This is a genomic window from Streptomyces sp. A1277 (genome assembly GCF_004795015.1).
Lineage (GTDB): Bacteria > Actinomycetota > Actinomycetes > Streptomycetales > Streptomycetaceae > Streptomyces.
Map to the genome: position 1 here is coordinate 82,731 of NZ_SSBI01000013.1, position 26,081 is coordinate 108,811.

26 protein-coding genes and 2 pseudogenes are annotated in these 26,081 nt (G+C 73.1%); 20 read left to right on the forward strand and 8 right to left on the reverse strand.

Annotation, left to right across the window (positions count from 1 at the left end):
- Window positions 1-84: 84 nt before the first annotated feature.
- From E6R18_RS11460 to E6R18_RS11475, 4 genes and pseudogenes are all read left to right on the forward strand, one after another.
- Window positions 85-1,235: pseudogene (locus E6R18_RS11460) on the forward strand (sensor histidine kinase).
- Window positions 1,232-1,915: a response regulator transcription factor gene (locus tag E6R18_RS11465; protein WP_136316771.1), complete on the forward strand. Its 684-nt coding sequence runs from the start codon at window positions 1,232-1,234 to the stop codon at window positions 1,913-1,915. The pseudogene E6R18_RS11460 and the gene E6R18_RS11465 overlap by 4 nt, the downstream one beginning before the upstream one ends.
- Window positions 1,916-2,068: 153 nt before the next feature.
- Entirely contained in the window at window positions 2,069-3,196 is a 1,128-nt protein-coding gene (locus E6R18_RS11470; protein WP_240799686.1) for an alpha/beta hydrolase, read from the forward strand.
- Between the two features lie 92 nt (window positions 3,197-3,288).
- Window positions 3,289-3,879, forward strand: coding sequence for an RDD family protein (locus tag E6R18_RS11475; RefSeq protein WP_136316772.1), 591 nt, complete (start codon window positions 3,289-3,291; stop codon window positions 3,877-3,879).
- A gap of 17 nt (window positions 3,880-3,896) precedes the next feature.
- On the opposite strand, the gene E6R18_RS11480 is transcribed toward E6R18_RS11475, so the two are convergent.
- Window positions 3,897-4,913: an aldo/keto reductase gene (locus E6R18_RS11480; RefSeq protein WP_136316773.1), complete on the reverse strand. Its 1,017-nt coding sequence runs from the start codon at window positions 4,911-4,913 to the stop codon at window positions 3,897-3,899.
- Window positions 4,910-5,374, reverse strand: coding sequence for a MerR family transcriptional regulator (locus tag E6R18_RS11485; protein WP_136316774.1), 465 nt, complete (start codon window positions 5,372-5,374; stop codon window positions 4,910-4,912). Before E6R18_RS11485 ends, E6R18_RS11480 begins: the two co-directional genes overlap by 4 nt.
- 92 nt (window positions 5,375-5,466) lie before the next feature.
- Here E6R18_RS11485 and E6R18_RS11490 point away from each other — a divergent pair, with 92 nt between their 5' ends.
- On the forward strand, window positions 5,467-6,282 hold the full coding sequence (locus E6R18_RS11490) for a serine hydrolase domain-containing protein (RefSeq protein ID WP_136316775.1): 816 nt from the start codon (window positions 5,467-5,469) through the stop codon (window positions 6,280-6,282).
- A gap of 29 nt (window positions 6,283-6,311) precedes the next feature.
- Window positions 6,312-6,893 carry a GNAT family N-acetyltransferase gene (locus E6R18_RS11495; protein ID WP_136316776.1) on the forward strand — a complete coding sequence of 194 codons (582 nt, stop codon included), beginning with the start codon at window positions 6,312-6,314 and terminating at the stop codon, window positions 6,891-6,893.
- A gap of 12 nt (window positions 6,894-6,905) precedes the next feature.
- Here E6R18_RS11495 and E6R18_RS11500 read toward each other — a convergent pair whose 3' ends face one another.
- The gene (locus tag E6R18_RS11500; RefSeq protein ID WP_136316777.1) at window positions 6,906-7,562 is read right to left on the reverse strand and encodes a pirin family protein; all 657 of its coding nucleotides are present in this window, start codon (window positions 7,560-7,562) and stop codon (window positions 6,906-6,908) included.
- Window positions 7,563-7,722: 160 nt separating this feature from the next.
- On the opposite strand from E6R18_RS11500, the gene E6R18_RS11505 reads away from it, so the two are divergent.
- The 5 genes from E6R18_RS11505 to fabF all read left to right on the forward strand — a co-directional run bounded on the left by E6R18_RS11505 (window position 7,723) and on the right by fabF (window position 12,593).
- Window positions 7,723-8,922 (forward strand): helix-turn-helix domain-containing protein, encoded by a 1,200-nt coding sequence (locus E6R18_RS11505; protein WP_136316778.1) that lies wholly within the window; start codon window positions 7,723-7,725, stop codon window positions 8,920-8,922.
- Window positions 8,923-9,011: 89 nt separating this feature from the next.
- On the forward strand, window positions 9,012-9,926 hold the full coding sequence (locus E6R18_RS11510; protein ID WP_136316830.1) for an ACP S-malonyltransferase: 915 nt from the start codon (window positions 9,012-9,014) through the stop codon (window positions 9,924-9,926).
- A gap of 13 nt (window positions 9,927-9,939) precedes the next feature.
- A complete protein-coding gene (locus tag E6R18_RS11515) occupies window positions 9,940-10,941 on the forward strand; it encodes a ketoacyl-ACP synthase III (protein WP_136316779.1) in 1,002 nt (333 codons plus the stop codon).
- A 63-nt stretch (window positions 10,942-11,004) separates the two neighbouring features.
- On the forward strand, window positions 11,005-11,253 hold the full coding sequence (locus tag E6R18_RS11520; protein ID WP_018103325.1) for an acyl carrier protein: 249 nt from the start codon (window positions 11,005-11,007) through the stop codon (window positions 11,251-11,253).
- A gap of 77 nt (window positions 11,254-11,330) precedes the next feature.
- Window positions 11,331-12,593 carry a beta-ketoacyl-ACP synthase II gene (gene fabF / locus E6R18_RS11525; protein WP_136316780.1) on the forward strand — a complete coding sequence of 421 codons (1,263 nt, stop codon included), beginning with the start codon at window positions 11,331-11,333 and terminating at the stop codon, window positions 12,591-12,593.
- A 146-nt stretch (window positions 12,594-12,739) separates the two neighbouring features.
- Here the strand turns inward: fabF and E6R18_RS11530 are convergent, their stop codons facing one another.
- On the reverse strand, window positions 12,740-13,234 hold the full coding sequence (locus E6R18_RS11530; protein WP_136316781.1) for a DUF3145 domain-containing protein: 495 nt from the start codon (window positions 13,232-13,234) through the stop codon (window positions 12,740-12,742).
- A gap of 278 nt (window positions 13,235-13,512) precedes the next feature.
- Here E6R18_RS11530 and E6R18_RS11535 point away from each other — a divergent pair, with 278 nt between their 5' ends.
- Both E6R18_RS11535 and E6R18_RS11540 read left to right on the forward strand, forming a co-directional pair.
- Window positions 13,513-14,427 (forward strand): SGNH/GDSL hydrolase family protein, encoded by a 915-nt coding sequence (locus tag E6R18_RS11535; RefSeq protein ID WP_136316782.1) that lies wholly within the window; start codon window positions 13,513-13,515, stop codon window positions 14,425-14,427.
- An 11-nt stretch (window positions 14,428-14,438) separates the two neighbouring features.
- On the forward strand, window positions 14,439-15,437 hold the full coding sequence (locus tag E6R18_RS11540; RefSeq protein WP_136316783.1) for an aldose epimerase family protein: 999 nt from the start codon (window positions 14,439-14,441) through the stop codon (window positions 15,435-15,437).
- Between the two features lie 7 nt (window positions 15,438-15,444).
- Here the strand turns inward: E6R18_RS11540 and E6R18_RS11545 are convergent, their stop codons facing one another.
- From E6R18_RS11545 to E6R18_RS11555, 3 genes are all read right to left on the reverse strand, one after another.
- Window positions 15,445-16,233 carry an EI24 domain-containing protein gene (locus tag E6R18_RS11545; protein ID WP_136316784.1) on the reverse strand — a complete coding sequence of 263 codons (789 nt, stop codon included), beginning with the start codon at window positions 16,231-16,233 and terminating at the stop codon, window positions 15,445-15,447.
- 53 nt (window positions 16,234-16,286) lie between these two features.
- Window positions 16,287-16,715: an organic hydroperoxide resistance protein gene (locus tag E6R18_RS11550; protein ID WP_136316785.1), complete on the reverse strand. Its 429-nt coding sequence runs from the start codon at window positions 16,713-16,715 to the stop codon at window positions 16,287-16,289.
- Between the two features lie 89 nt (window positions 16,716-16,804).
- A complete protein-coding gene (locus E6R18_RS11555; RefSeq protein WP_136316786.1) occupies window positions 16,805-17,824 on the reverse strand; it encodes an NADP-dependent oxidoreductase in 1,020 nt (339 codons plus the stop codon).
- A gap of 150 nt (window positions 17,825-17,974) precedes the next feature.
- Here E6R18_RS11555 and E6R18_RS11560 point away from each other — a divergent pair, with 150 nt between their 5' ends.
- The 4 genes from E6R18_RS11560 to E6R18_RS11575 all read left to right on the forward strand — a co-directional run bounded on the left by E6R18_RS11560 (window position 17,975) and on the right by E6R18_RS11575 (window position 22,136).
- Window positions 17,975-18,433 carry a MarR family transcriptional regulator gene (locus E6R18_RS11560; RefSeq protein WP_136316787.1) on the forward strand — a complete coding sequence of 153 codons (459 nt, stop codon included), beginning with the start codon at window positions 17,975-17,977 and terminating at the stop codon, window positions 18,431-18,433.
- A complete protein-coding gene (locus tag E6R18_RS11565) occupies window positions 18,421-19,029 on the forward strand; it encodes a hypothetical protein (protein ID WP_136316788.1) in 609 nt (202 codons plus the stop codon). Before E6R18_RS11560 ends, E6R18_RS11565 begins: the two co-directional genes overlap by 13 nt.
- Window positions 19,030-19,496: 467 nt before the next feature.
- Window positions 19,497-20,534, forward strand: a complete 1,038-nt coding sequence (locus tag E6R18_RS11570; protein WP_136316789.1) for a rod shape-determining protein — start codon at window positions 19,497-19,499, stop codon at window positions 20,532-20,534.
- 21 nt (window positions 20,535-20,555) lie between these two features.
- Window positions 20,556-22,136 carry a GAF domain-containing protein gene (locus E6R18_RS11575; RefSeq protein ID WP_136316790.1) on the forward strand — a complete coding sequence of 527 codons (1,581 nt, stop codon included), beginning with the start codon at window positions 20,556-20,558 and terminating at the stop codon, window positions 22,134-22,136.
- 90 nt (window positions 22,137-22,226) lie between these two features.
- Here E6R18_RS11575 and E6R18_RS11580 read toward each other — a convergent pair whose 3' ends face one another.
- Window positions 22,227-22,658 carry an Lrp/AsnC family transcriptional regulator gene (locus E6R18_RS11580; RefSeq protein WP_136316791.1) on the reverse strand — a complete coding sequence of 144 codons (432 nt, stop codon included), beginning with the start codon at window positions 22,656-22,658 and terminating at the stop codon, window positions 22,227-22,229.
- A 124-nt stretch (window positions 22,659-22,782) separates the two neighbouring features.
- On the opposite strand from E6R18_RS11580, the pseudogene E6R18_RS35240 reads away from it, so the two are divergent.
- The 3 genes and pseudogenes from E6R18_RS35240 to E6R18_RS11595 all read left to right on the forward strand — a co-directional run.
- Window positions 22,783-23,130 (forward strand): annotated as a pseudogene (locus tag E6R18_RS35240) (MFS transporter); the annotation flags it as partial.
- Between the two features lie 93 nt (window positions 23,131-23,223).
- Window positions 23,224-24,684, forward strand: a complete 1,461-nt coding sequence (locus E6R18_RS11590; RefSeq protein ID WP_206308263.1) for an acyl-CoA synthetase — start codon at window positions 23,224-23,226, stop codon at window positions 24,682-24,684.
- Window positions 24,677-26,044: a carboxyl transferase domain-containing protein gene (locus E6R18_RS11595; RefSeq protein WP_136316793.1), complete on the forward strand. Its 1,368-nt coding sequence runs from the start codon at window positions 24,677-24,679 to the stop codon at window positions 26,042-26,044. The genes E6R18_RS11590 and E6R18_RS11595 overlap by 8 nt, the downstream gene beginning before the upstream one ends.
- Window positions 26,045-26,081: the final 37 nt, after the last annotated feature.

A 26,081-nucleotide genomic window follows, 5' to 3' on the forward strand; every position in this document is an offset into this window, starting at 1 on the left:
CATACCCGCCCCTGCCTCCGCCCCGGCCACCGGTCCGGGCCGTGGCGGTTCCTGCCGTACGCCGCCGCCGTCGCCCTGACCGCGATCTTCCTCCCGGTCACCCTCGTCAACCTGCGTGACCAGTACGGTCTCGGCGCAGCGGTCGCGGCCGCCCTTGCCGTCGCGCAGGCCGGGCCGCTGCTGATGCTCGCGCACCGGCCGCTGTGGGCCTGGTGGATCGTCTTCCCGGCGGACGTGGTGGGCGCGCTGGTGCTCCTGGGGCGGCCGGCCGAGCAGTACGACGTGTGGCCGTGGCCGCCGGCGCCGCTGGTCGCCTGTCTCTTCCTGCTCCTGGCGCTGGCCCTGCGCGAGCCCCGCCGCGCGCTGGCCGCCGTCTGGCTGGCGACCGGCGCGGCGGGCCTCGTCCTCCATCTGGTCCGCCCGGACCGCAGCAACGGCAGCGCGCTGCTCCTGCCCGTGTTCGGGGCCGTGGTGCTGGTGATCGGGGCGGCGGTACGGGAGCGCCGCGTCGCGCAGCGCCGGCTCGCCGAGCAGGAGACCGTCAGCGAGGCGGAACGGGCCCGGCGGACGCTGCTGGAGGAACGGGCCAGGATCGCGCGGGAACTGCACGACGTGGTAGCCACCACATGTCCGTGATCACCGTCCAGGCGGACTCGGCGCCCTACCGGCTCCCGGCGCTGTCGGACGAGGCGCGCGAGGAGTTCGGGACGATCGCCGCGAGTGCGCGGGAGTCGCTGGCGGAGATGCGGCGGCTGCTCGTGGTGCTGCGCGGCGACGGTACGGAGGGCGAACGGGCCCCGCAGCCGGGCCTGGACCGCGTGCAGCAGCTGGTGGAGGCGACGGTACGGGCGGGGCTGCCGGCCGAGCTGTCGATGCCCGCCGGTCTTGAGGGCGTGCCCCCGGCCGTGGACCTGTCCGCGTACCGGATCGTGCAGGAGGCGCTGGCGAACGCGGTCCGGCACGCGCCGGGGGCCCGGGCCCGGGTCTCGGTGAGCACCGACGGGGCGCATCTGACGGTGCTGGTGGTCAACGACCCGCCCCAGCAGCCGGTTTCGCCGCTGGAGACGGCGGGGACGGGGCACGGCCTTGTCGGGATGCGTGAACGCGTACGGTTGACCGGCGGCACGCTGGACACCGGGCCGCTGCCGGACGGGGGGTTCCGGGTCGCCGCCCGGCTGCCGCTCCCCCCGAAGGGGCCGCCCGCCCCCGCCACCCCGAGCCCGGAGGACCCGTGACCATCCGTGTGGTCATCGTCGACGACCAGGCCATGGTGCGGGCCGGGTTCGCGGCCCTGCTGGCGGCGCAGGCCGACATCGACGTGGTCGGTGAGGCGCCGGACGGCCGCCAGGGCATCGACGTCAGCCGCCGGGTCCACCCGGACGTGGTCCTGATGGACGTCCGGATGCCCGAGATGGACGGCCTGGCTGCGGCCCGCGAACTGCTGGACCCGCCGCCCGGCGTGGTGCATGTGCCCCGGGTGCTGATGCTCACCACGTTCGACGTGGACGACTACGTGTACGAGGCGCTGCGCGCCGGGGCGTCCGGCTTCCTGCTGAAGGACGCGCCCCCGGCGGACCTGGTCGCGGCGGTACGGGTGGTGGCGGCGGGCGACGCGCTGCTCGCGCCGTCCGTGACGCGCCGTCTGATAGCCGGCTTCGCCCGGCAGCGGCCGCCGGCGGCGTCGCGCGGCGGGGCGGCGCTCAGGCTCAACGGGCTGACCCCGCGCGAGACGGAGGTCCTCGGACTCATCGCGCGCGGCCTGTCGAACCAGGAGATCGCCGGGCAGCTGGTGCTCGCCGAGCAGACGGTGAAGACGCACATCGGGCGCGTCCTGGCGAAGCTGTCCCTGCGGCACCGGGCGCAGGCGGTGATCTTCGCGTACGAGGCGGGTCTTGTCGTGCCGGGCACCGCCTGACGAAGGCCCCTGGCCCGCCCCCTACCCGGGTATCACCCGGCAGTCGGCTCCCCGGTGTGACGTCCGCGCCCCCACCCCGTTCCTACCTTCCTCCCGTCGCGCCGTACGGCGTGCGGGGACCGGCGGTTCGGCCGGAGAGGGAGGGCGGGGCGGATGCCGCGTTACGCGAGGACCCTGGTCGCGGTCGCGCTGGCGACCACCGTGGTGTCGGGGACGGCCGGCTGGGTCACGGGCAACGCCCAACAGGCCGTGACGGGCCCGCCGCCCGGAACGGCGTCCTGGCGGGCCGACCACACGCTGGGCCGCGAACTGCCCGACCCCGAACGGGACACGCCGGCCGAAGCGGCGCGCTTCTTCGCGGGGTTGACCGACGCACAGCGACAGGCCCTGGCCGTACGGCATCCGCTCGTCGTGGGCAACCTGGACGGCGCCCCGGTGGAGCTGCGCTACCGGGCCAACGCCCGCGCCCTGAAGGCCGCTCACGACCCCCGGTACGCGCACCTCGCCGAGGACCCGCACCGCCGCATCCTGGCTTTCGACCCGCGCGGCCGGGGCCAAGTGGCCGAGGTGTTCGGCGACTTGACGACCGCCCGCCGGGTGTCGGTCATCGTGCCCGGCTCCGACATCGACGCCGGGACCTTCGACCGTACGACCGATGTGTACGGCACCCCGGCCGGCATGGCCAAGTCGCTGTACGCGCGGACGGGTCCGGGCACCGCCGTGATCGCCTGGGCCGGGTACACCACCCCGGTGGGCCTCGGCCCCGACGCCGCGACCGGCACCCTCGCCGAGGCCGGTTCCACCCGGCTCACCCGCTTAACGGACGGGCTCGCGGCGGCCGGAGTGCCCGTCACCACGGTGTTCTGCCACAGCTACGGCTCCGTCGTCTGCGGCCTGGCCGCGCCCCGGCTGCACGCCGCCGACCTGGTGGTACTCGGCTCCCCCGGGATGCGCGCGGACCACGTCCGGGACCTGCACACCGGGGCACGCGTCTGGGCGGCCAAGGACCCCGGCGACTGGATCGGCAAGGTTCCCCACATCGAGTTCGCCGGTCTGGGCCACGGCACCGACCCCGCGTCCCCGGACTTCGGCGCCCGCCGCGTACCCGCCGACGACGCCGAGGGCCACACCGGCTACTTCGCTCCGGGCACCGAGTCGCTGCGCGCCTTCGCGGCGATCGCGCAGGGGGTGTGCATGCGGGCTGAGGGGTTGCCGGTTGCGAAGATGTGCTCATCGGATTGGACACGCATGTGGTGCTCCGCACACGATGAGCGCTCCTGAGCGCACCTGTGCGGGGGCAAACCGCTGAGAGCGCGGAGCCCGCCCCCCGCTCAGCGCTTCGCACCTTTCAACGGCACGGGAGAGACTTCGCCATGAGCTTCGGGGACCCGAACAACCCCTACGGGAACCAGCCTTCACCCGGTTACCCGGGATATCCGCAGCAGGCCCCGCAGGGCGTGCCCCCGCAGTACGGCTACCCGGCCCAGCCGTACGGGGCCTACCCGCCGGCCGGCATGCCGGGCATGGGCATGGCGGGGCTGCCGCCGCTGGCCCACTGGGGGGAGCGGGTGGGCGCGTGGCTGCTCGACCTGCTGATCATCGTGGCCCCGATGTACGCCCTCGGCTTCGTCGACCTCGCGCGGAGCGACGACCCGGAGACCGCCGATCCCGGGATCTTCTTCGCGGTCGGCGTCGTCTACTTCTTCGTGATGGGCTTCTACCAGCTCTACCGGGAAGGGAAGACCGGTCAGACGACGGGCAAGAAGGTCCTCGGCATCAGCGTGCGCCGGGAGCGCGACGGCGGCACGCTCGGTTTCGGCATGGCGTTCGTGCGCAAGATCGCGCACGCGCTGGACAGCTTCGCCTGCTACCTCGGCTGGCTGTGGCCGCTGTGGGACCCCAAGCGGCAGACGTTCTCCGACAAGGTGTGCAACACCGTCGTCATCAAGGTCCCCAAGGGCTGACCGGCAGGCGGGGGCCGCTACTCGCGGGCGAGCGAGGTCAGGCTCATGTCCTGGTAGCGGTCGCCCGCGACCTGGCCGGCGATCGGTTCGAGCAGGGCCAGTTCGTCGTCGGTCAGGATGAGCCGGGTCGCGGCCGTGTTCTCCAGGAGGCGATGGCTCCTGCGGGTGCCCGGGATCGGGACGACGGTGGTGCCGTGGACCCGGGCGCGCTGCTGGACCCAGGCGAGCGCGACCTGCCCCGCACTCGCCCCGTGCGCGGCGGCGATCTCGTGGACGGGCTCCAGGAGCGCCGCGTTGGTCTTCGCGTTCTCGCCGGTCATGCGGGGCTGCGAGGCGCGGAAGTCGCCCTGGGGCAGCTCCTTGCCCGCGTCCGCGAACGCCCCGGTGAGGAAGCCCCGGCCCAGCGGCGAGTACGGCACGACCGTGACGCCCAGCTCGGCGGCGGCCGCGACCGCGCTGCGCTCCACGTCCCGGCTGAACAGCGACCACTCGGACTGGAGGGCCGCGATCGGGTGCACCGCGTGCGCCTCGCGCAGCTCCGGCCCGGTCACCTCGCTGAGCCCGAGCTGCTTGACCTTGCCCTGCCGGACCAGCTCGGCCATCGCGCCGACGGACTCGGCGAACGGGACGGCCGGATCGCGGCGGTGCATGTAGTAGAGGTCGATCACCTCGGTGCCCAGCCGGCGCAGGCTGGCCTCGACGGCCTTGCGGATGTAGGCGGGGCCGTTGTTCACGCCCCGGTAGTCCGGGTCCTCGTCGCGCCGTTCGATGCCGAACTTCGTGGCGAGGGTGATCTCGTCGCGGTGCGCCCCGACGAACGGCGCGAGGAAGGTCTCGTTGGCGCCGCTGCCGTAGGTGTCGGCGGTGTCGAAGAGGGTGACGCCGGCCGCGAGCGCCGTCTCCAGCGTCTCGCGGGCCGAAACCTCGTCGGTGTCGCCGTAGAACTCGCTGATGCCCATGCAGCCGAGGCCCTGGACGCCGACCTGCGGGCCGCCCCTGCCGAGCTCCACGGTGGCGATCTTGTTCTCAGTCATGAGGTACTGGGCCTTTCCGGCGCCCTGCGGGCGCCCGCATAGAAGTCGATCTTGTAGTCCAGCACGGCCAGGGTGTCCTGGAGCTCCGCGATCCGCGTCTTCACGTCGCGGCGGGTCGCCTCCAGCAGTTCCTGCCGTTCCTCGAAGGTGTGGTCGCCCTCGCGTATCAGCTCGGCGTACCGCACCATGTGCGCGACCGGCATCCCGGTCAGCCGCAGCTTCGTGACGAAGGCGAGCCAGTCCAGGTCCCGGTTGGTGAAGCGGCGCTGGCCGGTGTGCGACCGGTCCACGTGCGGCATGAGCCCGATCCGCTCGTACCAGCGCAGCGTGTGCGCGGTCAGACCGGTGAACGCCGCCACCTCGCTGATCGTGTACCGGTCCTGCCCGTCGGGGCGCGGATGCGCCGCCGGGCCCGAGGCGCAGGCGTCGGTCCGTGTCGAAGTGGTCTCCATCACCGTCATGCCCTCCACGCTAGAACGTTGGAGTGCACTCGAAGCAAGCATGACCGGGTGCGGGTTTCGACCGGAGGCGCCCAGAACCTAATCTCGTGATTATGAACAGCCTGGCGATGATCGAGAACTGGCCCGTCCCCACCGCGGCGGCGGCCGTCGTACGAGCGGACGGCACGGTCGCCGGTACGCACGGCCCGACCGCGCACCGCTTCCCCCTCGCCTCCGTCACCAAACCGCTCGCCGCCTACGCGGCGCTGGTGGCGTACGAGGAAGGCGCCGTCGAGCTGGACGAACCGGCGGGCCCCGAGGGCTCGACCGTCCGCCACCTGCTCGCCCACACCAGCGGCCTCGCCTTCGACGAGCACCGCGTGATGGCCCCGCCCGGCAACCGCCGCCTCTACTCCAACGCGGGCTTCGAGGTCCTGGGCGCCCACATCGCCGAGGCCACCGACATCCCGTTCCCGGAGTACGTCCGGCAGGCGGTCCTGGAACCCCTCGGGATGACCGCCACCACCCTGGACGGCTCCCCCGCCAAGGACGGCGTCTCCACCGTGGACGACCTCGCCCGGTTCGCCGCCGAGGTGCAGGCCCCCCGCCTCCTGGACCCGCGCACCGTGCTCGCCGCGCAGACCGTCGTCCACCCCGGCCTGAAGGGCGTCCTTCCCGGCTACGGCCACCAGAACCCCAACGACTGGGGCCTCGGCTTCGAGATCCGCGACTCCAAGTCCCCGCACTGGACCGGCGCCTCCTCCTCCCCCGCGACCTTCGGCCACTTCGGGCAGTCCGGCACCTTCCTGTGGGTCGACCCGGTCGCGGGCGCGGCCTGCGTCGCCCTCACCGACCGGGCCTTCGGCCCGTGGGCGGCCGAGGTGTGGCCGGCGTTCACCGACGCGGTGCTGGCGGAACTGAAGGCGTAACCGACCGGGCGGCGCTACGCTCCCCGGCCATGACCGACGACATAGTCCGCGCCACCGCGTCCGATGTCCCCGCCCTCGCCGGCGTACTGACCAGTGCGTACGCCGAGGACCCCGTCTGGTCGTGGCTGATGCCGACCGACCGGGACCGGCGGCTGCGGCTGCTGTTCACCGCGCACCTGGCCCAGCAGGTCCCGGCGGGCCGGGTGTGGACGGACCCGGCCCGCACGGTCGCGGCGATCTGGGCGGAGCCCGGCGCGTGGAAGCTACCGGCGAGCTACCTGCTGCGCAACGCGGGCACGCTGCTGCGGGCGGGCCGGACCCAACTGCCGCGTACGGGCATGCGGCTGCTCGCGCTGGAGCACCGCCACCCGGCCCGGCCCGCGCACTGGTACGTGGAGTACATCGGCACCCACGCCGACGCGCGCGGCACCGGGCGCGGGTCGCGGGTGCTGGCGGGGCTGCTGGCGCGGGCGGACGCGGACGGGCGGCCGGTGTTCCTGGAGTCGAGCAACAGCCGCAACCTGACGTTCTACCGGCGGCACGGCTTCGAGGTGCACGAGGAGATGACGTTCCGGGCGGGGCCGCCGATGTGGTCGATGTGGCGGCGGTAGGCCGGCGCCGCGTCAGGCGGGCAGCTCCCAGACCAGCACCTCGGCCCTCCCCGCCGCGACCAGTTCGAGCCCCGTCTCGCCGGTGATCCGGGCCGCGTCGCCCGCCGCCAGTTCCGCGCCGCCGATGCGGACCTCCCCGCGCACGACGTGGACGTACACGCGCGGAGCGTCCGGCACGGCCGCGCGCCCGCCCGCCGTGAGCCGCCGCACGTGGAGCATGGCCCCGGCCTCGGGGAGGGCGTACGGGGTGGAGTCGGCGATGCCGGGAACGGTCGTGTACGAGGGCTCGCCGCCGGGTTCCAGGGGCGCGAGCCACATCTGAAGGAACGTCAGCGGGCTGCCGCCGTCGTTGCGTTCGACGTGGCGGACGCCGGAGGCGGCGCTGAGGTGCTGGACGTCCCCGGCGCGGACCACCGTGGCGTGACCGGCGGTGTCGCGGTGGGTCAGCTCGCCCTCGACGACCCAGGTGACGATCTCGGTGTGGCTGTGCGGGTGCTCCTCGAAGCCCGCGCCGGGGGCGAGGCGTTCCTCGTTGCAGGCGAGGATCGGGCCGAAGCGGAGGTTGTCGGGGTCGTAGAAGGTGCCGAAGGAGAAGGAGTGCCGGGAGGAGATGCCGGCCGCCTCGTCCCCGCCCTGGAACCGGTCGCCCGCTCGGTGTACGGATATCACCCGTCCACGGTAGCCCCGCCGGGGGCGAGCGAGTGTCCTATGGATTTGCGACTTCAACAACGTGATCTTGCACGGCCCCCCCGGCCCTGGACCGGGCGGCTCGACCCGCCGCCGGCCCCGGCCCTCCGTGCCCCCGTCCGGATAAGGCAGTCTTGTGTCCGTGCCCCGACCCGATCCTGAGCAGCCCGCTGCGAACGCCGCCCATCTCCGTGCCGCGACCCTGAAGCGGCTGGAGCAGTCCTCCGGCCGGCTGGCCGCGAACGCGATCGCCCGCATGGACGAGTCGCTGCCGTGGTACCGGGCGATGCCCCCGGAGAACCGGTCCTGGATCGGCCTGGTCGCCCAGGCCGGTATCGCCGCGTTCACCGAGTGGTTCCGGCACCCGGAGACCCCGCAGGCGATCTCGACGGACGTCTTCGGGACGGCCCCGCGCGAGCTGACCCGGGCGATCACGCTGCGGCAGACCGTCGAGATGGTGCGCACCACGATCGAGGTCATGGAGGCGGCGATCGACGAGGTCGCCGCGCCCGGCGACGAATCGGTGCTGCGCGAGGCGCTGCTCGTCTACGCCCGGGAGATCGCGTTCGCGACCGCCCAGGTGTACGCGCAGGCCGCCGAGGCCCGGGGCGCCTGGGACGCGCGGCTGGAATCACTCGTGGTGAACGCGGTGCTCTCCGGGGAGGCCGACGAGGGCGCGGTGTCCCGGGCCGCCGCGCTCGGCTGGAACTCGCCGGAGCACGTGTGCGTGCTGCTCGGCACGGCCCCGGACGGGGACAGCGAGCTGACCGTGGAGGCGATCCGGCGGGCCGCCCGGCACGCCAAGCTCCAGGTGCTGACGGGGGTGCTCGGCCACCGCCTGGTCGTCATCGCGGGCGGCAGCGACAACCCGCTCCAGGTCGCGAAGGCCCTGATCGGACCGTATGCGGCGGGCCCCGTGGTGGCCGGGCCCGTGGTGGCCGACCTGCTGGCGGCGACCCGGTCCGCGCAGGCGGCGGCGGCCGGGCTGAAGGCGTGCGGTGCCTGGCAGGACGCGCCGAGACCGGTACTCGCGGACGATCTCCTGCCGGAGCGCGCGATGGCGGGCGACCCGGCCGCGCGCGAGCAGCTGGTGGAGGAGATCTACAGACCGCTCGAAGAAGCGGGCTCCGCGCTCCTGGAGACGCTGAGTGTGTATCTGGAGCAGGCGAGCAGCCTCGAAGGCGCGGCCCGGATGCTGTTCGTGCATCCCAACACCGTGCGCTACCGGCTCCGACGTGTGACAGACGTCACCGGCTGGTCGCCTTCCGATGTCCGCTCGGCGTTCACTCTGCGAATCGCCCTGATCCTGGGGCGTCTGGCCGACCGGGATGTGCAGTCCTAGACTTTTGTCGGACATCAACAATTCCCCCTACGGTTCTTCGTCCCTGTCCCCACGGGTGTTCCGGACCGTTCACAAGAGAGAGTGTGAGGGTGCTCGTACTCGTCGCTCCCGGCCAAGGCGCTCAGACGCCCGGCTTCCTGACTCCCTGGCTCGACCTCCCCGGTGCCACCGACCGCATCGCGGCCTGGTCCGACGCCATCGGGCTCGACCTTGCCCACTACGGCACCAAGGCCGACGCGGAGGAGATCCGCGACACCGCGGTGGCCCAGCCGCTGCTGGTCGCCGCCGGTCTGCTCTCGGCCGCCGCGCTCGACGCGTCGCCGGGTGCCGTCGCGGGTCACAGCGTCGGTGAGATCACCGCGGCCGCTCTCGCCGGGGTCATCGGCGACGAGGCCGCGCTCCGCTTCGTACGCACCCGTGGGCTCGGCATGGCCGAGGCCGCGGCGGTCACCGAGACCGGGATGGCCGCGCTGCTCGGCGGCGACCCCGAGGTCACCGTTCCGCACCTGGAGAAGCTCGGGCTGACCCCGGCGAACGTGAACGGGGGCGGCCAGATCGTCGCCGCCGGCACCGCCGAGCAGATCGCCGCGCTCGCCGAGGACAAGCCGGAGGGTGTGCGCCGCGTGGTGCCCCTGAAGGTGGCCGGCGCCTTCCACACGCACCACATGGCCCCCGCCGTCGAGCGGCTGCGCGCCGCCGCCGGGGACCTGGACGTGTCCGACCCGACCGTGACGTACGTCTCGAACGCCGACGGCAAGACCGTCGCGACCGGCCACGAGGTCATCACCCGGCTCGTCGGCCAGGTCGCCAACCCGGTGCGCTGGGACCTGTGCATGGAGACGTTCAAGGAGCTCGGCGTCACCGCGCTCATCGAGGCATGCCCCGGCGGCACGCTCACCGGTCTGGCCAAGCGGGCGCTGCCCGGGGTCCAGACCCTCGCGCTCAAGACCCCCGACGACCTCGACGCGGCCCGCGCGCTCATCGCTGAGCACGCAGGCGCCTAAGGAGCCCGAGAGCATGGCGAAGATCAAGCCCAGCCAGGGCGCCCCGTACGCGCGGATCATGGGCGTCGGCGGCTACCGCCCGACCCGGGTCGTGCCCAACGAGGTGATCCTGGAGACGATCGACTCGTCCGACGAGTGGATCCGCTCCCGCTCCGGCATCGCGACCCGCCACTGGGCCTCCGACGAGGAGACCGTGGCCGCGATGTCCGTCGAGGCGGCCGGCAAGGCCATCGCGGACGCCGGGATCACCCCGGAGCAGATCGGCGGGGTCATCGTCTCCACCGTCTCGCACTTCAAGCAGACCCCGGCCATCGCGACCGAGATCGCCCACAAGGTCGGCGCCGGCAAGCCCGCCGCGTTCGACATCTCGGCCGGCTGCGCGGGCTTCGGCTACGGACTGACCCTCGCCAAGGGCATGATCGTCGAGGGCTCGGCAGAGTACGTACTCGTCATCGGTGTGGAGCGGCTGAGCGACCTCACCGACCTGACGGACCGGGCGACGGCGTTCCTGTTCGGCGACGGGGCCGGCGCGGTCATCGTCGGCCCGTCCCAGGTGCCCGCCATAGGCCCGACCGTCTGGGGCTCCGAGGGCGACAAGTCCGAGACGATCAAGCAGACCGTGGCGTGGGACACCTTCCACACCGACCGTCCGGAGAAGTTCCCGGCCATCACGCAGGAGGGCCAGGCGGTCTTCCGCTGGGCCGTCTTCGAGATGGCGAAGGTCGCCCAGCAGGCGCTGGACGCGGCCGGGATCGCCCCGGAAGACCTGGACGTCTTCATTCCGCACCAGGCCAACATGCGGATCATCGACTCGATGGTGAAGACCCTGAAGCTGCCGGAGAGCGTCATGGTCGCCCGTGACGTGGAGACCACCGGCAACACCTCCGCCGCCTCGATTCCGCTCGCGATGGAGCGGCTCCTGGCGACCGGTCAGGCCAAGAGCGGCGACACCGCGCTCGTCATCGGCTTCGGGGCGGGTCTCGTCTACGCCGCGACGGTCGTTACTCTCCCCTAGGCACACCGGGTCTTTTCGCCCGGACGCCCTAACCCAGCAGATAAACACCGAAGGAGTGCCGACATGGCCGCCACGCAGGAAGAGATCGTCGAAGGTCTCGCCGAGATCGTCAACGAGATCGCCGGTATTCCGACCGAGGACGTCCAGCTGGACAAGTCCTTCACGGACGACCTGGACGTCGACTCGCTGTCCATGGTCGAGGTCGTCGTCGCCGCCGAGGAGCGCTTCGACGTGAAGATCCCCGACGAGGACGTCAAGAACCTCAAGACCGTCGGCGACGCCGCGGACTACATCCTCAAGCACCAGGACTGATCCAGCCGGTTCGTGTGTCGCCACCCGGCGGTGGCGCCGCTGATTCACGACCCCCTACACGTGGAGAAGATTTTCCAGTGAACTCGACCAATCGCACCGTGGTCGTCACCGGTATCGGCGCAACCACTCCGCTGGGTGGCGATTCCGCATCGACCTGGGAAGGTCTGATGGCCGGGCGTTCCGGCGTCAAGCCTCTTGAGGGCGAACGTTTCGCCGAACTGCCTGTTCGGATCGCGGCCCTGGCGGCCGTCGATCCCGCTGACGTCCTGCCCCGTCCGCTCGCCCGCCGTCTGGACCGCTCGGCGCAGTTCGCGCTGATCGCGGCCCGCGAGGCGTGGGCGGACGCGGGTTTCACCGGCAAGGCCGGTGAGGACGAGAAGATCCAGCCCGAGCGTCTCGGCTCGGTCATCGCCTCCGGCATCGGCGGCGTGATCACCCTGCTCGACCAGTACGACGTGCTGAAGGAGAAGGGCGTACGCCGTGTCTCCCCGCACACCGTGCCCATGCTCATGCCCAACGGCCCGGCGGCGAACGTGGGTATCGAGGTGAACGCCCAGGCGGGCGTGCACACCCCGGTGTCCGCCTGTGCGTCCGGGGCCGAGGCGATCGGCTACGCCGTCGAGATGATCCGCACCGGCCGTGCCGATGTGGTCCTCGCCGGTGGCACCGAGGCGGCGATCCACCCGCTGCCGATCGCCGCGTTCGCCAACATGATGGCGATGTCCAAGAACAACGACGAGCCTCAGAAGGCGTCCCGCCCGTACGACGTGGCCCGCGACGGCTTCGTCCTCGGTGAGGGTGCCGGCGTCGTCGTCCTGGAGTCCGCGGAGCACGCGGCGAAGCGCGGCGCCCGGGTCTACTGCGAGGTGCTGGGCCAGGGGCTTTCCGCCGACGCCCACCACATCGCGCAGCCCGAGCCGACGGGTCGCGGTATCGCCGCGGCGATGCAGAACCTGCTGGACCAGACGGACCTGAAGCCGTCGGAGATCGCCCACCTGAACGCCCACGCGACATCCACGCCGCAGGGTGACATCGCGGAGGTCAAGGCCCTGCGGAAGGTCCTCGGTGAGGACCTGGACCACGTGGCCATCTCCGCGACGAAGTCGATGACCGGTCACCTGCTCGGTGGCGCGGGCGGCATCGAGACCGTGGCGACGGTCCTGGCGCTGCACCACCGGATGGCTCCGCCGACGATCAACGTCGACAACCTGGACGAGTCGGTCGACGCGGACATCGTCCGCGGCGAGCCGAGGGCACTCCCGGAGGGCCCGATCGCGGCGATCAACAACTCGTTCGGGTTCGGTGGGCACAACGTGGTGCTGGCGTTCCGTAGCGTGTGACGTTTCTGCGGCTGTACGTGTGAAGCCCGTGCCCCCGTGGGGGTGCGGGCTTCGTCGTTGTGTTGGGGGCTCCGCCCCGAAGCCCCCGCTCCTCAATCGCCGGAGGGGCTTGATTGCCCCGCCGAGGGGCTTGATGGCCCCGGCGGTCACACCACCTGGTGGAGCCAGCGGACGGGCGCGCCCTCGCCCGCGTGGCGGAAGGACTCCAGTTCGTCGTCCCACGGCTTGCCGAGGAGTTTGGCGATCTCCGACTCCAGGTCGGTTTCGCCGCCCAGCGAGCGGGCCAGCGCCGCCCGGAGACGGTCCTCGGGGACCAGGATGTCGCCGTGCATGCCGGTGACGGCGTGGAAGATGCCCAGCGTGGGCGTCGAGCTGTAACGCTCGCCCTCCGCCGTGGGCGACGGTTCCGCCGTCACCTCGAAGCGCAGGAGGTCCCAGCCGCGCAGGGCGGAGGCCAGCTCGGACGCCGTGCCGGGGCGGGCCTGCCAGGAGAATTCGGAGCGCCAGGTGCCCGGCGCGGCCGGCTGTCTGATCCAGTCCAGCTGCACGCGCCCACCGAGGACACCCGCCACCGCCCACTCGACGTGTGGGCAGAGCGCGCGCGGTGCGGAGTGAACGTACAGGACTCCACGTGTCGTCACCGGGACCTCCAGTGTGGGACGAGGTTCGCCTTCCCCAGCGGCCTGTCATCAGTAAACAGCATCGGGGGTTATTCTCCGGAAAAGCGACAGTATGTGACGTGGTGTGATGTTCGGATGCCACCCGAGTGGAGCCGGGCGTCCGGGGGAGCCACTGGTCCGACGGGGAAAAACTACCGCGCCCCGGGGTCCGAGGTGTGACGTACCGTCGGTCCGGGGCCCTTCTTCGCTCAGTCTTCACCCGGCGGAGCGTCCGGGCATGAACAGGAGGAGACCAGGCAATGCCGGATCGGTCCGTACGGCACCGCTCGCGCACCGCACTGGCCGGGCTGGCGGCCCTGGCGTTCGCCGGTGCCGCCGCGCTGACCGGATGTGACGCGGGACACGACGGGACGACGAAGGGGTCGTCGCCGGCCGAGCGCCACGCCCCCGCGGCGGGCCTGGTCTGGAACCCGAGCCCCGGTTCCATCGCGGCGGTCGGGGACTCGATCACCCGCGGGTTCGACGCCTGCTCGGTGCTGGCCGACTGCCCGGAGGTGTCCTGGTCGACGGGCACGGACAGCGCGGTGCGCAGCCTCGCGGTACGGCTGCTCGGCGCCTCGCGCGCGGCCGACCACACCTGGAACCACGCCGAGACGGGCGCCCGGATGGCCCAGTTGCCGGAGCAGATGGCGGCGGCGGCCGACGAGGGCCCGGACCTGGTGACCGTGATGATCGGCGCCAACGACGCCTGCCGGGACTCGGTGCGGGCGATGACCCCGGTGGACGACTTCCGCGCGTCGTTCGAGGCGTCGATGCGCCGGCTGCGCAGCGGGGCGCCCAAGGCGCAGGTGTACGTGTCGAGCGTGCCGGACCTGAAGCGGCTGTGGTCGCAGGGGCGCGGCAATCAGCTGGGCAAGCAGATCTGGAAGCTGGGCCTCTGCAAGTCGATGCTGAGCGACGCGGACGACATGGGCGCGGCGGCGGTCGCCCGCCGCGCGGCCGTGCAGGAGCGCGTCGTGGCGTACAACGAGGTGCTGCGCGAGGTGTGCGCGAAGGACAGCCGCTGCCGGTACGACGGCGGGGCGGTGTTCGACTACCGGTTCACCGGCAAGCAGCTCAGCCAGTGGGACTGGTTCCACCCGGGCCGCAACGGCCAGGCCAGGCTCGCCGAGATCGCCTACCGCAACGTCACGGCGGTCCGCCCGCCCGCGTAAAGTCGCTGATCATGGAGACGCGTTCGAACACGGTGGTCGGTACGGAACACTTCGGCACGCTCGCGGACGGCACCGCCGTGCACCGCTGGACGCTGGAGCGGGACGGCACACGGGTGCGCGTCCTGACGTACGGCGGCATCGTGCAGTCGGCGGAGGTGCCGGACCGGGACGGGGTGCGGGCGGGGATCGCGCTCGGGCTGCCGGACCTGGCCTCGTACCAGGAGTACGCGGGCCCCTACTTCGGCGCGCTGGTCGGCCGGTACGCGAACCGGATCGGCGGGGCGGCCTTCGAGCTGGACGGCCGGACCCACCACCTCACGCGCAACGAGGGCCGCAACCACGTGCACGGCGGGGCGCGCGGCTTCGACAAGCGGGTGTGGGACGCCCGCGAGGTCGGGGGCGGCGTCGAGCTGTCCCTCGTCTCGGCGGACGGCGAGGAGGGCTTCCCGGGCCGCGTGGAGCTGACGGCGGCCTACACCCTGGACGAGGGCGGCGCGCTGCGCATCGCGTACCGGGCGACGACCGACGCGCCGACCATGCTGAACCTGACGAACCACACCTACTGGAACCTCGCGGGCGCCGACAGCGGCAGCGCGCTCGGGCAGCGGCTGCGGATCGCGGCGGGGGCGGTCACCCCGGTGGACGCGGAGTCCCTGCCGACGGGCGAGTTCCTGCCGGTGGAGGGCACTCGGTTCGACTTCCGCGAGCCCCGGCCGGTGACCAAGGAGTACGACCACAACTTCGTGCTGGACGCGCAGGCGGCGGCTGCGGCGGCCGAGCTGTACGACGAGGGTTCGGGCCGCGTCCTGACGGTCACGACGACCGAGCCGGGGCTCCAGCTGTACACGGCGGACCACTTCGACGGGCGGCCGTTCGGCCCGTGCGCCGGGATCGCCCTGGAGACGCAGCACTTCCCGGACTCGCCGAACCGCCCGGAGTTCCCGAGCACGGTGCTGCGGCCGGGCGAGGAGTACGCGTCGACGACGGTGTACGGGTTCTCGGTGCGCTGAGGCCGCCTCAGCCCTCGGCGGCCACCTCGTCCTCGTCGTCGCCGTCGTCGTCGGTCTCCTCCTCGCCGACCAGGCCGCGTGCCAGCAGGGTCGCCCCGGCGACGGCCCCCGGCATCAGGAGGACGGCGACGAACGGCAGCATGAAGGCGAGGCCCAGCGGCACGCCGAAGCCGAGGGTGCGCAGGCGGTGGCCGCGCAGCAGGGCGAGGCGGTCCTTCAGCACCATGCCCCGGCGCTGGAGCGCGACGGCGGTCAGCTCCTCGGCGAGGAAGTATCCGGTGACGCAGAAGCCGATGACGGGCACGACGGTCTGCCCGACGACGGGTACGAAGCCGAGGGCGAAGAGCAGGATCGCGTACAGACCGACGCGCACCAGGATGCGCACGCTGTCGCGGGCGGAGATCCACAGCTCGCGCCAGAGCGGCAGCCCGGACTCGGGGACCGTGCCGCCCTCGGTGCGGTCGACCTCCTCGGAGAGCGCCTCGTAGAAGGGCTGTCCGACCAGCAGGGTCACGGCGGTGAAGGTGATCACGGCCAGGAAGAGGCCGAGGACGAAGACCAGCGCCGTCAGGGCGTCGCGCAGCAGGCCGAGCCAGGGTGAGGACCAGTCGTCGGCGAACGGCGTCGCCCACTCCACCAGGTCGTCGGCGCCGTAGCCGAGGCCGACGAGGGCGCCCGCGTACAGGACGAGGGTGATGAGGCCGGGCAGCAGCCCTATGCCGAACCGTCTGCCGTGGCCGAACACCCAGCGCTGGCCCTTGAACACATAGCCGAGCCCCGCCCCGAGATCACGCATGGCGTCAGCCTAACGGGATCGGGGGCGGGGCGGTTTCGGCGGGGAGGGGCAGGTCAGGCGATCGAGAGCTCCACCTTGATGTTGCCGCGCGTGGCGTTCGAGTACGGGCAGACCTGGTGGGCCTTCTCGACGAGCGCCTGCGCGGTGGCCGTGTCGGCGTTCGGGATGGTCGCGGTGATCGCGACCTCCAGGCCGAAACCGCCGGCCTCGGTCTTGCCGATGGAGACCGCGGCGGTCACCGTCGAGCCGGAGACGTCGGCCTTCTCCTGGCGGGCGACGACGCCCAGCGCGCTCTGGAAGCAGGCGCTGTAACCGGCGGCGAACAGCTGCTCCGGGTTGGTGCCGGCGCCGCTTCCGCCCATCTCCTTCGGCGGGTTGACGACGACGTCGAGCTTGCCGTCGTCCGAGGAGACCCGGCCGTCACGGCCGTTCTCGGCGGTGGCGACGGCGGTGTACGCGACTGCGATGTCCTTGATGGCCATGAGTGAGCATTCTTCCTGCTGATGCGCCGCGACTCGCGCCCACGATCGCGACGGCCTGGAACGAGACTAACGGGTGCCGGCGGGGCGGTTCAGCCGAGGGAGACGATCATCTTTCCGGTGTTCTCGCCGCGCAGCAGGCCGAGGAAGGCGTCGAAGCCGTTCTCGATGCCCTCGACCACCGTCTCGCGGTACTTCAGCGCGCCCGAGTTCAGCCAGCCGGCCACCTCCTGGACGAACTGCTCCTGAAGGTCCGAGTGGTCGGCGACGAGCATGCCCTGGAGGCGCAGCCGCTTGCCGATGACGAGCGCGAGGTTGCGCGGGGCGGGGGTGGGCTCGGTCTCGTTGTACTGGGAGATCATGCCGCAGATGGTGGCGCGGCCGTGCACGTTGAACGAGGAGATCGCGGCCTCCAGGTGCTCGCCGCCGACGTTGTCGAAGTAGACGTCGATGCCGTCGGGGGCGGCCTTGCGCAGCTGCTCGCCGACGGGCCCGTTCTTGTAGTTGAACGCGGCGTCGAAGCCGTACTCCTCGACGAGGAGCTCGACCTTCTCGTCGGAGCCGGCGGAGCCGATGACCCGGGAGGCGCCCTTGATCTTCGCCATCTGCCCGACCTGGCTGCCGACCGCGCCGGCGGCGCCGGAGACGAAGACCGCGTCGCCCTCCTTGAAGGACGCCACGTCGAAGAGTCCGGCGTAGGCGGTGAGCCCGGTCATGCCGAGCACGCCGAGGTAGGTGGAGAGCGGGGCGAGCGAGGCGTCGACCTTGACCGCGTGCTTGGCGGGGACGCTCGCGTACTCGCGCCAGCCGAGGCCGTGCAGGACGTGGTCGCCGACCTCGAAGCCCTCGGCGTTCGACGCGACGACCTCGCCGACCGCGCCGCCGTCCATCGGCTGGTCCAGCTTGAACGGCGGGGTGTACGACTTCACGTCGTTCATCCGGCCGCGCATGTAGGGGTCGACCGAGAAGTGCAGGTTGCGCACGAGGACCCGGCCCTCGGCGGGCGCGGTCACCGGTGCCTCACGCAACGCGAAATCCTCGGCCTTCGGCCAGCCGTTCGGACGGGCTACGAGGTGCCATTCACGGCTGGAGTCGGGAAGATTTGCAGACATGGGCTCGGGGTCTCCTCGATGTCGGTGTCTCGGGTACTGCGGGGTGGCGGGGTGATGTGGTGACGGGGCGGCGGGGAAAAGCTTCACCACCTGAAACAACCATGCGCCTGGATATTTCATGTTGTCAAGCAACTGGGTATCCTGTGTGTCATGGCCACCTCGCGCATAGATCCCCTGACTCTCGAAGTCATCGAGCTCATCGGTACCGTCGTGGCGCGTTACTACGAGGAGTACGAGCAGGCCGCGGCCGCGCACAGCCTCACCGGCGCGCAGGCACGAGTCCTCGGGCTGCTGTCGGTCGAGCCGCTGCCGATGCGCCGGATCGCCCAGAAGCTGAAGTGCGAGCCGTCCAACGTGACCGGCATCGTGGACCGGCTGGAGGCGCGCGGCCTGGTGGAGCGGCGCCCCGACCCCGCCGACCGCCGGGTGAAGCTGGCCGCGCCCACGGAGCGGGGCGCGTCGACTGCGCTGCAACTGCGCGACGCGCTGGACTTCGCCCGCGAGCCGCTGGCCGGGTTGTCGGAGGCGGACCGCACGGTGCTGCGGGACCTGTTGCGCCGGATGGTGGGGACCGATCCGGTGGCCGGACCGGCACCATGGAGCGCATGACCGCCGCCGCCCCCTTCGGGCCCCGCGAGTTCCAGCTCGTCCTGCTGCGCCGGATGGCCGACCACCAGCCCGGCCTGGTGGAGGACGCCCGGCACGAGCTGAGCGCGACGCTCGCCGAGATGCGGGAGGCGAACCGGCGGTGGCAGGCCATGGTCCGGGGGCCCCGGGGGCGGGGCGCGCTGCGGCGCTACCGCTCGGTGCTCGGCGAGCCCGGCGCGACCGGGCGCCGGGTCATCGGTGACCTGGAGTTCGACGCGCTGCTGTGGCCGCTGCCGCTCTGGCCGGAGCTGCGGTTCGAGGTGATGGTGGCGCCGGGCGGGGCGGTGTGGAACGAGTGGCTGGTCCGGGCGCCGGGCACGGCGGGCCCCGCGCTGCGGACGGTGGCGGACCTGGCGCCGTGGTCGTGCACGGTGGACGAGGTGGCGCGGGCCTTCGCACCGGCCCGCCCGATGGAGGGCAGTGCGCCGACGCGTTGGGCGCTGGGGTTCGGGGACGGGGCGGATGCGTATGTCGCCGAGTTCACGTGGGGGTTGCTGCAGCGGGTGGTGCCGGGGGGTGGGGGCGGGGCGGTGTCCTCAATCGCCGGACGGGCTTGAACTTGCCGTTCAGGCGTCCTCAAGCGCCGGACGGGCTGGATGTGGCCGAGGCGGGCTTTGAACTGCCGGTGGGTGCCCTCAAGCGCCGGACCGGCTGGATGTGGCCGAGGCGGGCTTTGAACTGCCGGTGGGTGCCCTCAAACGCCGGACGGGCTGGGTGTGGCCGAGGCGGGCTTTGAACTGCCGGTGGGTGCCCTCAAGCGCCGGACCGGCTGGATGTGGCCGAGGCGGGCTTTGAACTGCCGGTGGGTGCCCTCAAACGCCGGACCGGATGTGGCCGAGGCGGGCTGGGATGGCCGGGGCGGGTCGGGGCGGCGTGGGTGGGTGGTGGTTGAGGTGTGGTCGACGTGTCGTCAGGTTTCCCTCCTACGGCGCAGCCCAGCGGGCGCGGTGTGCCCGAACGGCGCACGCTTTCAGGAGAGCCGGCTGCCCGTCGGTCCCCCTCAACGCTCTCGGGAGAACCCGCCGTGACCGTCAGCCTTGAGCAGTTGCGCCGTTGCCATGTCGCCGTCGACCTCGGGGCCGCCCGCACCCGGGTGTACGTCAAGGGGCCCGGCCTCGTCGTGGACGAGCCGAGCGTCGCCGCCGTCAACATCCGTACCGGCTCGCTCATCGCCGTCGGCGCCCTCGCCGAACAGATGACGGGCCGCACCCCCGCCTACATCCGGGTGGCCCGTCCCGTCTCCGGCGGGACCGTCGTGGACATCGAGATGGCCCAGCGCATGCTGCGCCACCTGCTCGGCGAGAAGCTCCGCCGCCAGCTGCGCCGCAAGCCCTGGCTGCGCGCCGCCGCCTGCATCCCGCACGAGAGCGACCCGCTCGCCCGCCGGGCCGCCGTGGAGACCCTGGTCGGTCTCGGCGCGCGCCGGGTCGAGCTGGTGGACACCCTGATCGCGGCGGCCGTCGGCTGCGGGCTGCCGGTCGAGCAGCCGACCGCGACCATGATCATGGTGTGCGGGGCCGCGACGACACAGATCGCGGTGCTCTCGCTCGGCTCGATCGTGACGGCGGTACGCCTGCCCATCGGCGGCGACGCGATCGACCACGCGGTGATCCAGCACCTGCGCCAGTACCACGAGCTGATGCTGCCGAGCCAGTCCGTGCGCCCCCTGCAGCTCGCGCTCAGCGGCAACGGGCTGACCACGCAGGGCCCTTCGGTCACCGAGATCCACGGCCGGGACGTGGCGACCGGGCTGGCCCGGTCCGTCCAGGTCGACACCGCCGCGATCCGGCAGGCGATCCACCGCCCGCTCACCGCGGTCCTGGACGGCCTGGGCAAGGTGCTGCGGGACTGCCCGCCCGACCTGGTCGCCGACCTCGCGGACTGCGGGATCATGATGGTCGGCGGAAGCGCCCTGCTGCCCGGCCTCGACCAGATGCTGCGCGAGGCGACGGGCATGCCGGTGCGCATCGCCGAACGGCCCGACACCTGCTCGATCCTGGGCCTGGGCGCCATGCTGGACGGGCAGATCAGCCCGATGGTCCTCGACCCGCTGGCCGGCTGACCGGAGCGACGGGAACTGCCGATGACGGACGAGCCGGGCGGCGCGGTCCCGGACCGGGGCCTGCCGGAGTCGCCCCTGCTGCCTCGGCTCCTGGAGGCGGTGCTGAGCGTCGGCTCCGACCTCGAACTGCGGTCCACGCTCCAGCAGATCATCGACACCGCGACCGCCCTGACCGGCGCCAGGTACGGGGCGCTGGGCGTACTCGACCCCGGGCACGGCACGATCCGCGAGCTGTTCGTCTGCGGGATGAGCGAGGCCGAGCAGGCGGCCATCGGCGACTTCCCCGACGGCCACACGGGCATGCTCGGCGCGCTCGTGGACGCGCCGGGGCCGCTGCGCTGCGACGACCTGACCGCCGACCCGCGCTCCACCGGCATCCCGCCCGGCCATCCCGCGATGCGCTCGTTCCTCGGCGCCCCGATCCGGGTCCGCCAGGAGGTCTTCGGCAACATCTACCTCGCCGAGAAACCCACCGGGCACTTCACCGAGACCGACGCCGGACTGCTGCGGGTCCTCTCCGCGCAGGCCGGCATCGCGATCGGCAACGCCCGGCTGTACGAGAGCGCCCGGCAGCGCGAACGCTGGATCGAGGGCGCCGCCGCCGTCACCAACACCCTGCTCACCGGCGAGAACCTGTCCGACGCGCTGACGACCGTGGCGGAACGGGCCCGCATCCTCAGCGACGCGGCCGCCGGGGTGATCCTCCAGCCCACCGACGAGGGCGGCATGGAGATCGTCGTCGCCTCCACCGATGACCCGGCCGGGCTCGTGGGCACGGCCATCGCGCCCGGCTCCCCCGTCCTGGCCCAGCTGCTGGGCGGCGAGGCGGTGTTCATCGAGGACTCGGCGACCGATCCCCGGATGACGACACCGGTGCGGTCCCGGTTCGGCCCGAGCATGATGCTGCCGTTGCAGAGCGGGGGCCGGCTCATCGGGACCCTCGCCCTGCCCCGGGGGCGCGGCGCCCGCCCGTACACCGGCCTGGACCGGCTGCTGGCCGCCCAGTTCGCCTCGCAGGCGGCGCTCGCCCTGGTCCTGGCGGACTCGCAGCACGACCGGGAGCAGCTGGCGGTGTACGAGGACCGCGACCGGATCGCGCGGGACCTGCACGATCTGGTGGTCCAGCGGCTGTTCGCCACCGAGATGATGCTGGAGTCGACGCGCCGCCGGGCCGGTGCCGGGGAGACGAGTGAGCTGATCGCCACGGCCGTGGACGAGCTGGATTCGACGATCCAGGAGGTCCGGACGGCCATCTTCGCCCTTCAGCAGCCGCCGGCCGAGGCCCCGGCCACCTTCCGGGGGCGGGTGCTGCGGGAGACCGCGGGCGCGGCGGCGGTGCTCGGCTTCCAGCCGTCGGTGCAGTTCGCCGGGGCGGTGGACGCGCTCGTGACGGAACCGGTGGGCGGGCGGCTGCTCGCGGCGCTGCGCGGGGCGCTGGCGGCGGCGCACCGGCGGGAGGGGGTGTCGGCGATCGAGGTGGAGGTGGACGTGACGGCGACGCTGCCGGACGGGCGGGGCGCGGTCCGCCTCACGGTCGCGGACGACGGGCGCGAGCCGGACGGTTCGCGGGCGCCGGTGGTGACGTGGCAGGCGCCGCTGTGAGCCGGGCGCGCCGGAGCGTCGCGGGCCGAGTGCGGCTGTGGAGTCCGGGGCGCCGGCCTCTCGCGGGCGCCGGGGCGGTTCCCCGGCGCGTCACGGGCCGGGTGCGGCACGGAGTGCGACGCGGGTGTTCGAGTGGGCGACGCCCGCCTCGCGCTTGAGGCGGCGCAGCAGGGTGTCGAGCGCGACGGTGTCGGCGACGGTGGCCCGTACGAGGTAGTCGTGCCCGCCGGTCACGTGCACCACCTCGGTGATGCCGGGCAGGGCCAGCACCGTCCGTTCGAACGTCTCGTTGGTGGTGTCCATCCGCAGGGTCACGTCGATGAAGACGACGAGGCCGGTGCGGGTGTCGGCGGCGGGGTCGATGATCACGGTGAAGCCGCGGATGACGCCGTCCTTGCGCAGCCGCCGTACCCGGTCGGCCGCCGCGTTGGCGCTGAGCCCGACCCGTACGCCCAGGTCGCGGTACGAGATCCGGGCGTCCTCCTGGAGGACACCGAGGATTTCCCTGTCCAGACGATCCATGCCCCAATTGTCGCAGCTCCGGGCCATATGAGAAGTTGGGGGGCAGGAACCCCTCCCCCGTACGGACCAGGCAGGTGGGGCCCGTGGACCCTGCCCGTTCTTGACCGGCGGTGTGGACACAGGCGTGGCGCTGGGCGTCGCCGCCCTCCTGGCCATCGTCCAGGCGTTCGACCCGAAGCTGTCGCCGGGCGGCACGATCGCGCTGCTGGTCATGGCGGCGGGCCTGGGCACCGCGAGCGGCAGCGTCTTCGCCCTGGTCTCGCAGGTGACCCCGCAGGCGAAGGTGGGCAGCGTGACCGGGATCGTGGGCGCGATGGGCGGGCTCGGCGGATTCGTGCCGCCGCTGGTGATGGGCGCGATCTACAGCGCGAAGGACTCGTACTCGATCGGCTTCATGCTCCTGTCCGACCTGGCCCTGGCGGGCTGTGTGTACGCGTACGGCCGCATGCGGAACATCCAGCGGAACGGGTGAGGGCACCGTCACATCCCGGGCCCCCTGTTCGAGCCGGATTCGAGGGACGGGAACGCGGGATCGATCCGGTGCCGCGGCACTAGGGTGCGCAGGGTGATGCCACTTCTGCCTGCCCTCCAGGACGCGGCCTCTCCGGCGGCCGCCCGAGAAGCCGTCCGGTTCGACGAAGCCTCCCTGACGTACGCCCGGTTGACCGAGGTCACGGACGCGCTCGCGGCCCGGCTCGCCGGCGCGGGCCGGGTGGCCGTCTGGGCCACGCCGACCGCGCGGACCGTCGTCGCCGTGGTCGCCGCGCTGCGGGCGGGCGTGCCGGCCGTCCCGCTGAACCCGAAGACGGGGGAACGGGAGCTGGCGCACATCGTCGCGGACAGCGCGCCCTCGGCGGTGCTGGCCTCGCCGGACGACGTGCTCCCGCCCGCCCTGGCCGCCCTGGACCGGGTGGACGTCGGCACGGCGGCCACCGGCCCCGCCCCTGCGGCGCTCCCCGAGCCGGACCCCGAGTCCCCCGCCCTGATCGTGTACACCTCCGGGACGACCGGCCCGCCCAAGGGGGCCGTCCTGCCGCGCCGGGCGCTCGCCGCTTCGCTGGACGCGCTGGAGGACGCCTGGCAGTGGACCGCCGACGACGTCCTCGTCCACGCGCTGCCGCTCTTCCATGTGCACGGCCTGATCCTCGGCGTGCTCGGTCCGCTGCGCCGGGGCGGTTCGGTACGCCACCTGGGCCGGTTCTCGCCCGAGGGCGTGGCCCGGGAGCTGGGTGCGGGCGGCACGATGCTGTTCGGCGTACCGACCATGTACCACCGGCTCGCGGAGGCGCTGGCGGACCCGGACGCCTCCGCCGGTTTCGCGAAGGCCCTTGCGGGCGCCCGGTTGCTGGTCTCGGGATCGGCCGCGCTCCCGGTCCACGACCACGAACGCATCGCGGCGGCGACCGGCCGCCGGGTCATCGAGCGGTACGGCATGACGGAGACCCTGATGAACACGGGCGTACGGGCCGACGGCGTCCCGCGCCCCGGCACGGTCGGCCCGCCCCTGCGCGGCGTGGAGCTGCGCCTCGTCGAGGAGGACGGCACCCCGCTCGACGGCCCGGAGTCGATCGGCGAGATCCAGGTGCGCGGCCCGAACCTGTTCACCGGCTATCTGAACCGCCCCGACGCCACGGCCGCCGCGCTCACCGGGGACGGCTGGTTCCGCACCGGCGACATGGCCACGCTCGACCCCGACGGATACGTGCGGATCGTCGGCCGCAAGGCCACCGACCTGATCAAGAGCGGCGGCTACAAGATCGGCGCCGGCGAGATCGAGAACGCGCTGCTCGACCACCCCGGCGTCCGGGAGGCGGCCGTCACCGGCGAGCCGGACGCGGACCTGGGCGAGCGGATCGTGGCCTGGGTGGTCCCGGCCGACCCGGCCGCCCCGCCCGCCGCCGACGCCCTGGCCGACCACGTGGCCGCCCAGCTCGCCCCGCACAAGCGCCCGCGCGCGGTCCGCTACCTGGACGCCCTGCCGCGCAACGACCTGGGCAAGATCATGAAGCGGGCGCTCCATGACTGAGCGGCTGACGGCACGCGAGGCGATCGCCGCGCTCACCGCCGACTTCACCGAGTCCGCCGCCCCGGCCGGGGACACCGCGGGCGACGGCCCGCTCGGCTGGACCGGCTACGCCGAATCCCGGGCCCGGGCCACCGCCCGGACCGGCGAGCAGGAGTCCGTCGTCCACGGCGCCGCCACGGTCGGCGGGCACCCGTGCGTCCTGATCTCGTTCGAGTTCGGCTTCCTGGGCGGCTCGCTCGGGCAGCGCACCGGTGACCGGCTGGAGGCGGCGTACGAGGAGGCCGTCACCCGGCGGCTGCCGCTCGTCTCGCTGATCGCCACGGGCGGCAGCCGCATGCAGGAGGGCATGATCGCGCTGACCCAGCTGCACCGGGTCGCCCGCGCCTCGGCCCGGCTGCGGGCGGCGGGGCCGGCCCAGCTCGCGGTCCTGCGCGACCCGACGACCGGCGGCGGCTGGGCCACGCTGGGGGCGGGCGCCGATGTGGTCCTGGCGCTGCCCGGGGCGCAGATCGGGTTCGCCGGTTCCCGGGTGCGTCCGGCGGACGCGGACCCCGCCGCGTACGGGGCGGAGGGCCAGCTCGCGGCCGGTTCCGTCGACGCGATCGTCCCGCCCGATGACCTTCCGGCCACGGTCGGACGCTGGCTTGGCCTGCTCGCCCACCACGACGCCCCGCCCCCGCCCGCCCCGGTCCCGGACGCGCTCGCGGCGGCGGACCTGCCCCGCACGGGCTGGGACGCGGTCCTGCGCGCCAGGGCGGCGGACCGGCCGCGCGCCGGGGCCTACCTGGACGCCTACTTCGACGTGCGCCTCCCGCTGAGCGGCGACCGCTGCGGCGGCACGGACCCGGGGCTGCTCTGCGGATTCGGGCTGCGCGAGGGGCGGCCGGTGGCGTACGTGGCGCAGTGCGGCACCGCGACGCGCCCGGCCGGCTACCGCACGGCGGCCCGGGTGATCAGGCTCGCCGACCGGCTGGGCGTCCCGGTCCTCACGCTGGTCGACACCCCGGGCGCGGCCAACGACGCGGAGGCGGAACGGTCCGGCGCGGGCGCGGCCATCGCGGACGCCTTCGCGGCGATCGCGGCGGCCCGGGTCCCGGTCACGACCCTGGTGATCGGCGAGGGCGGCTCGGGCGGCGCGCTGGCCCTGGCGGCGCCGGACCGCACGCACGTCACCCCGGACAGCTACTTCTCGGTCATCGCCCCGGAGCTGGCCGCGGCGATCCTGAAGCGGGATGCGGACCGGGTCCGGGCCACGGCCGGCCAACTCCGTCTGCGCCCGCAGGACTTGGTGGACCTGGGCGTGGCCCGCTCGGTGGCCGGTCCGCCGGCTCGACGCGCAGGAGAGACCGAGGGTGGCTAGCGTGGGCAGGGGGCACCCGTCACCCGAGGAGATGACC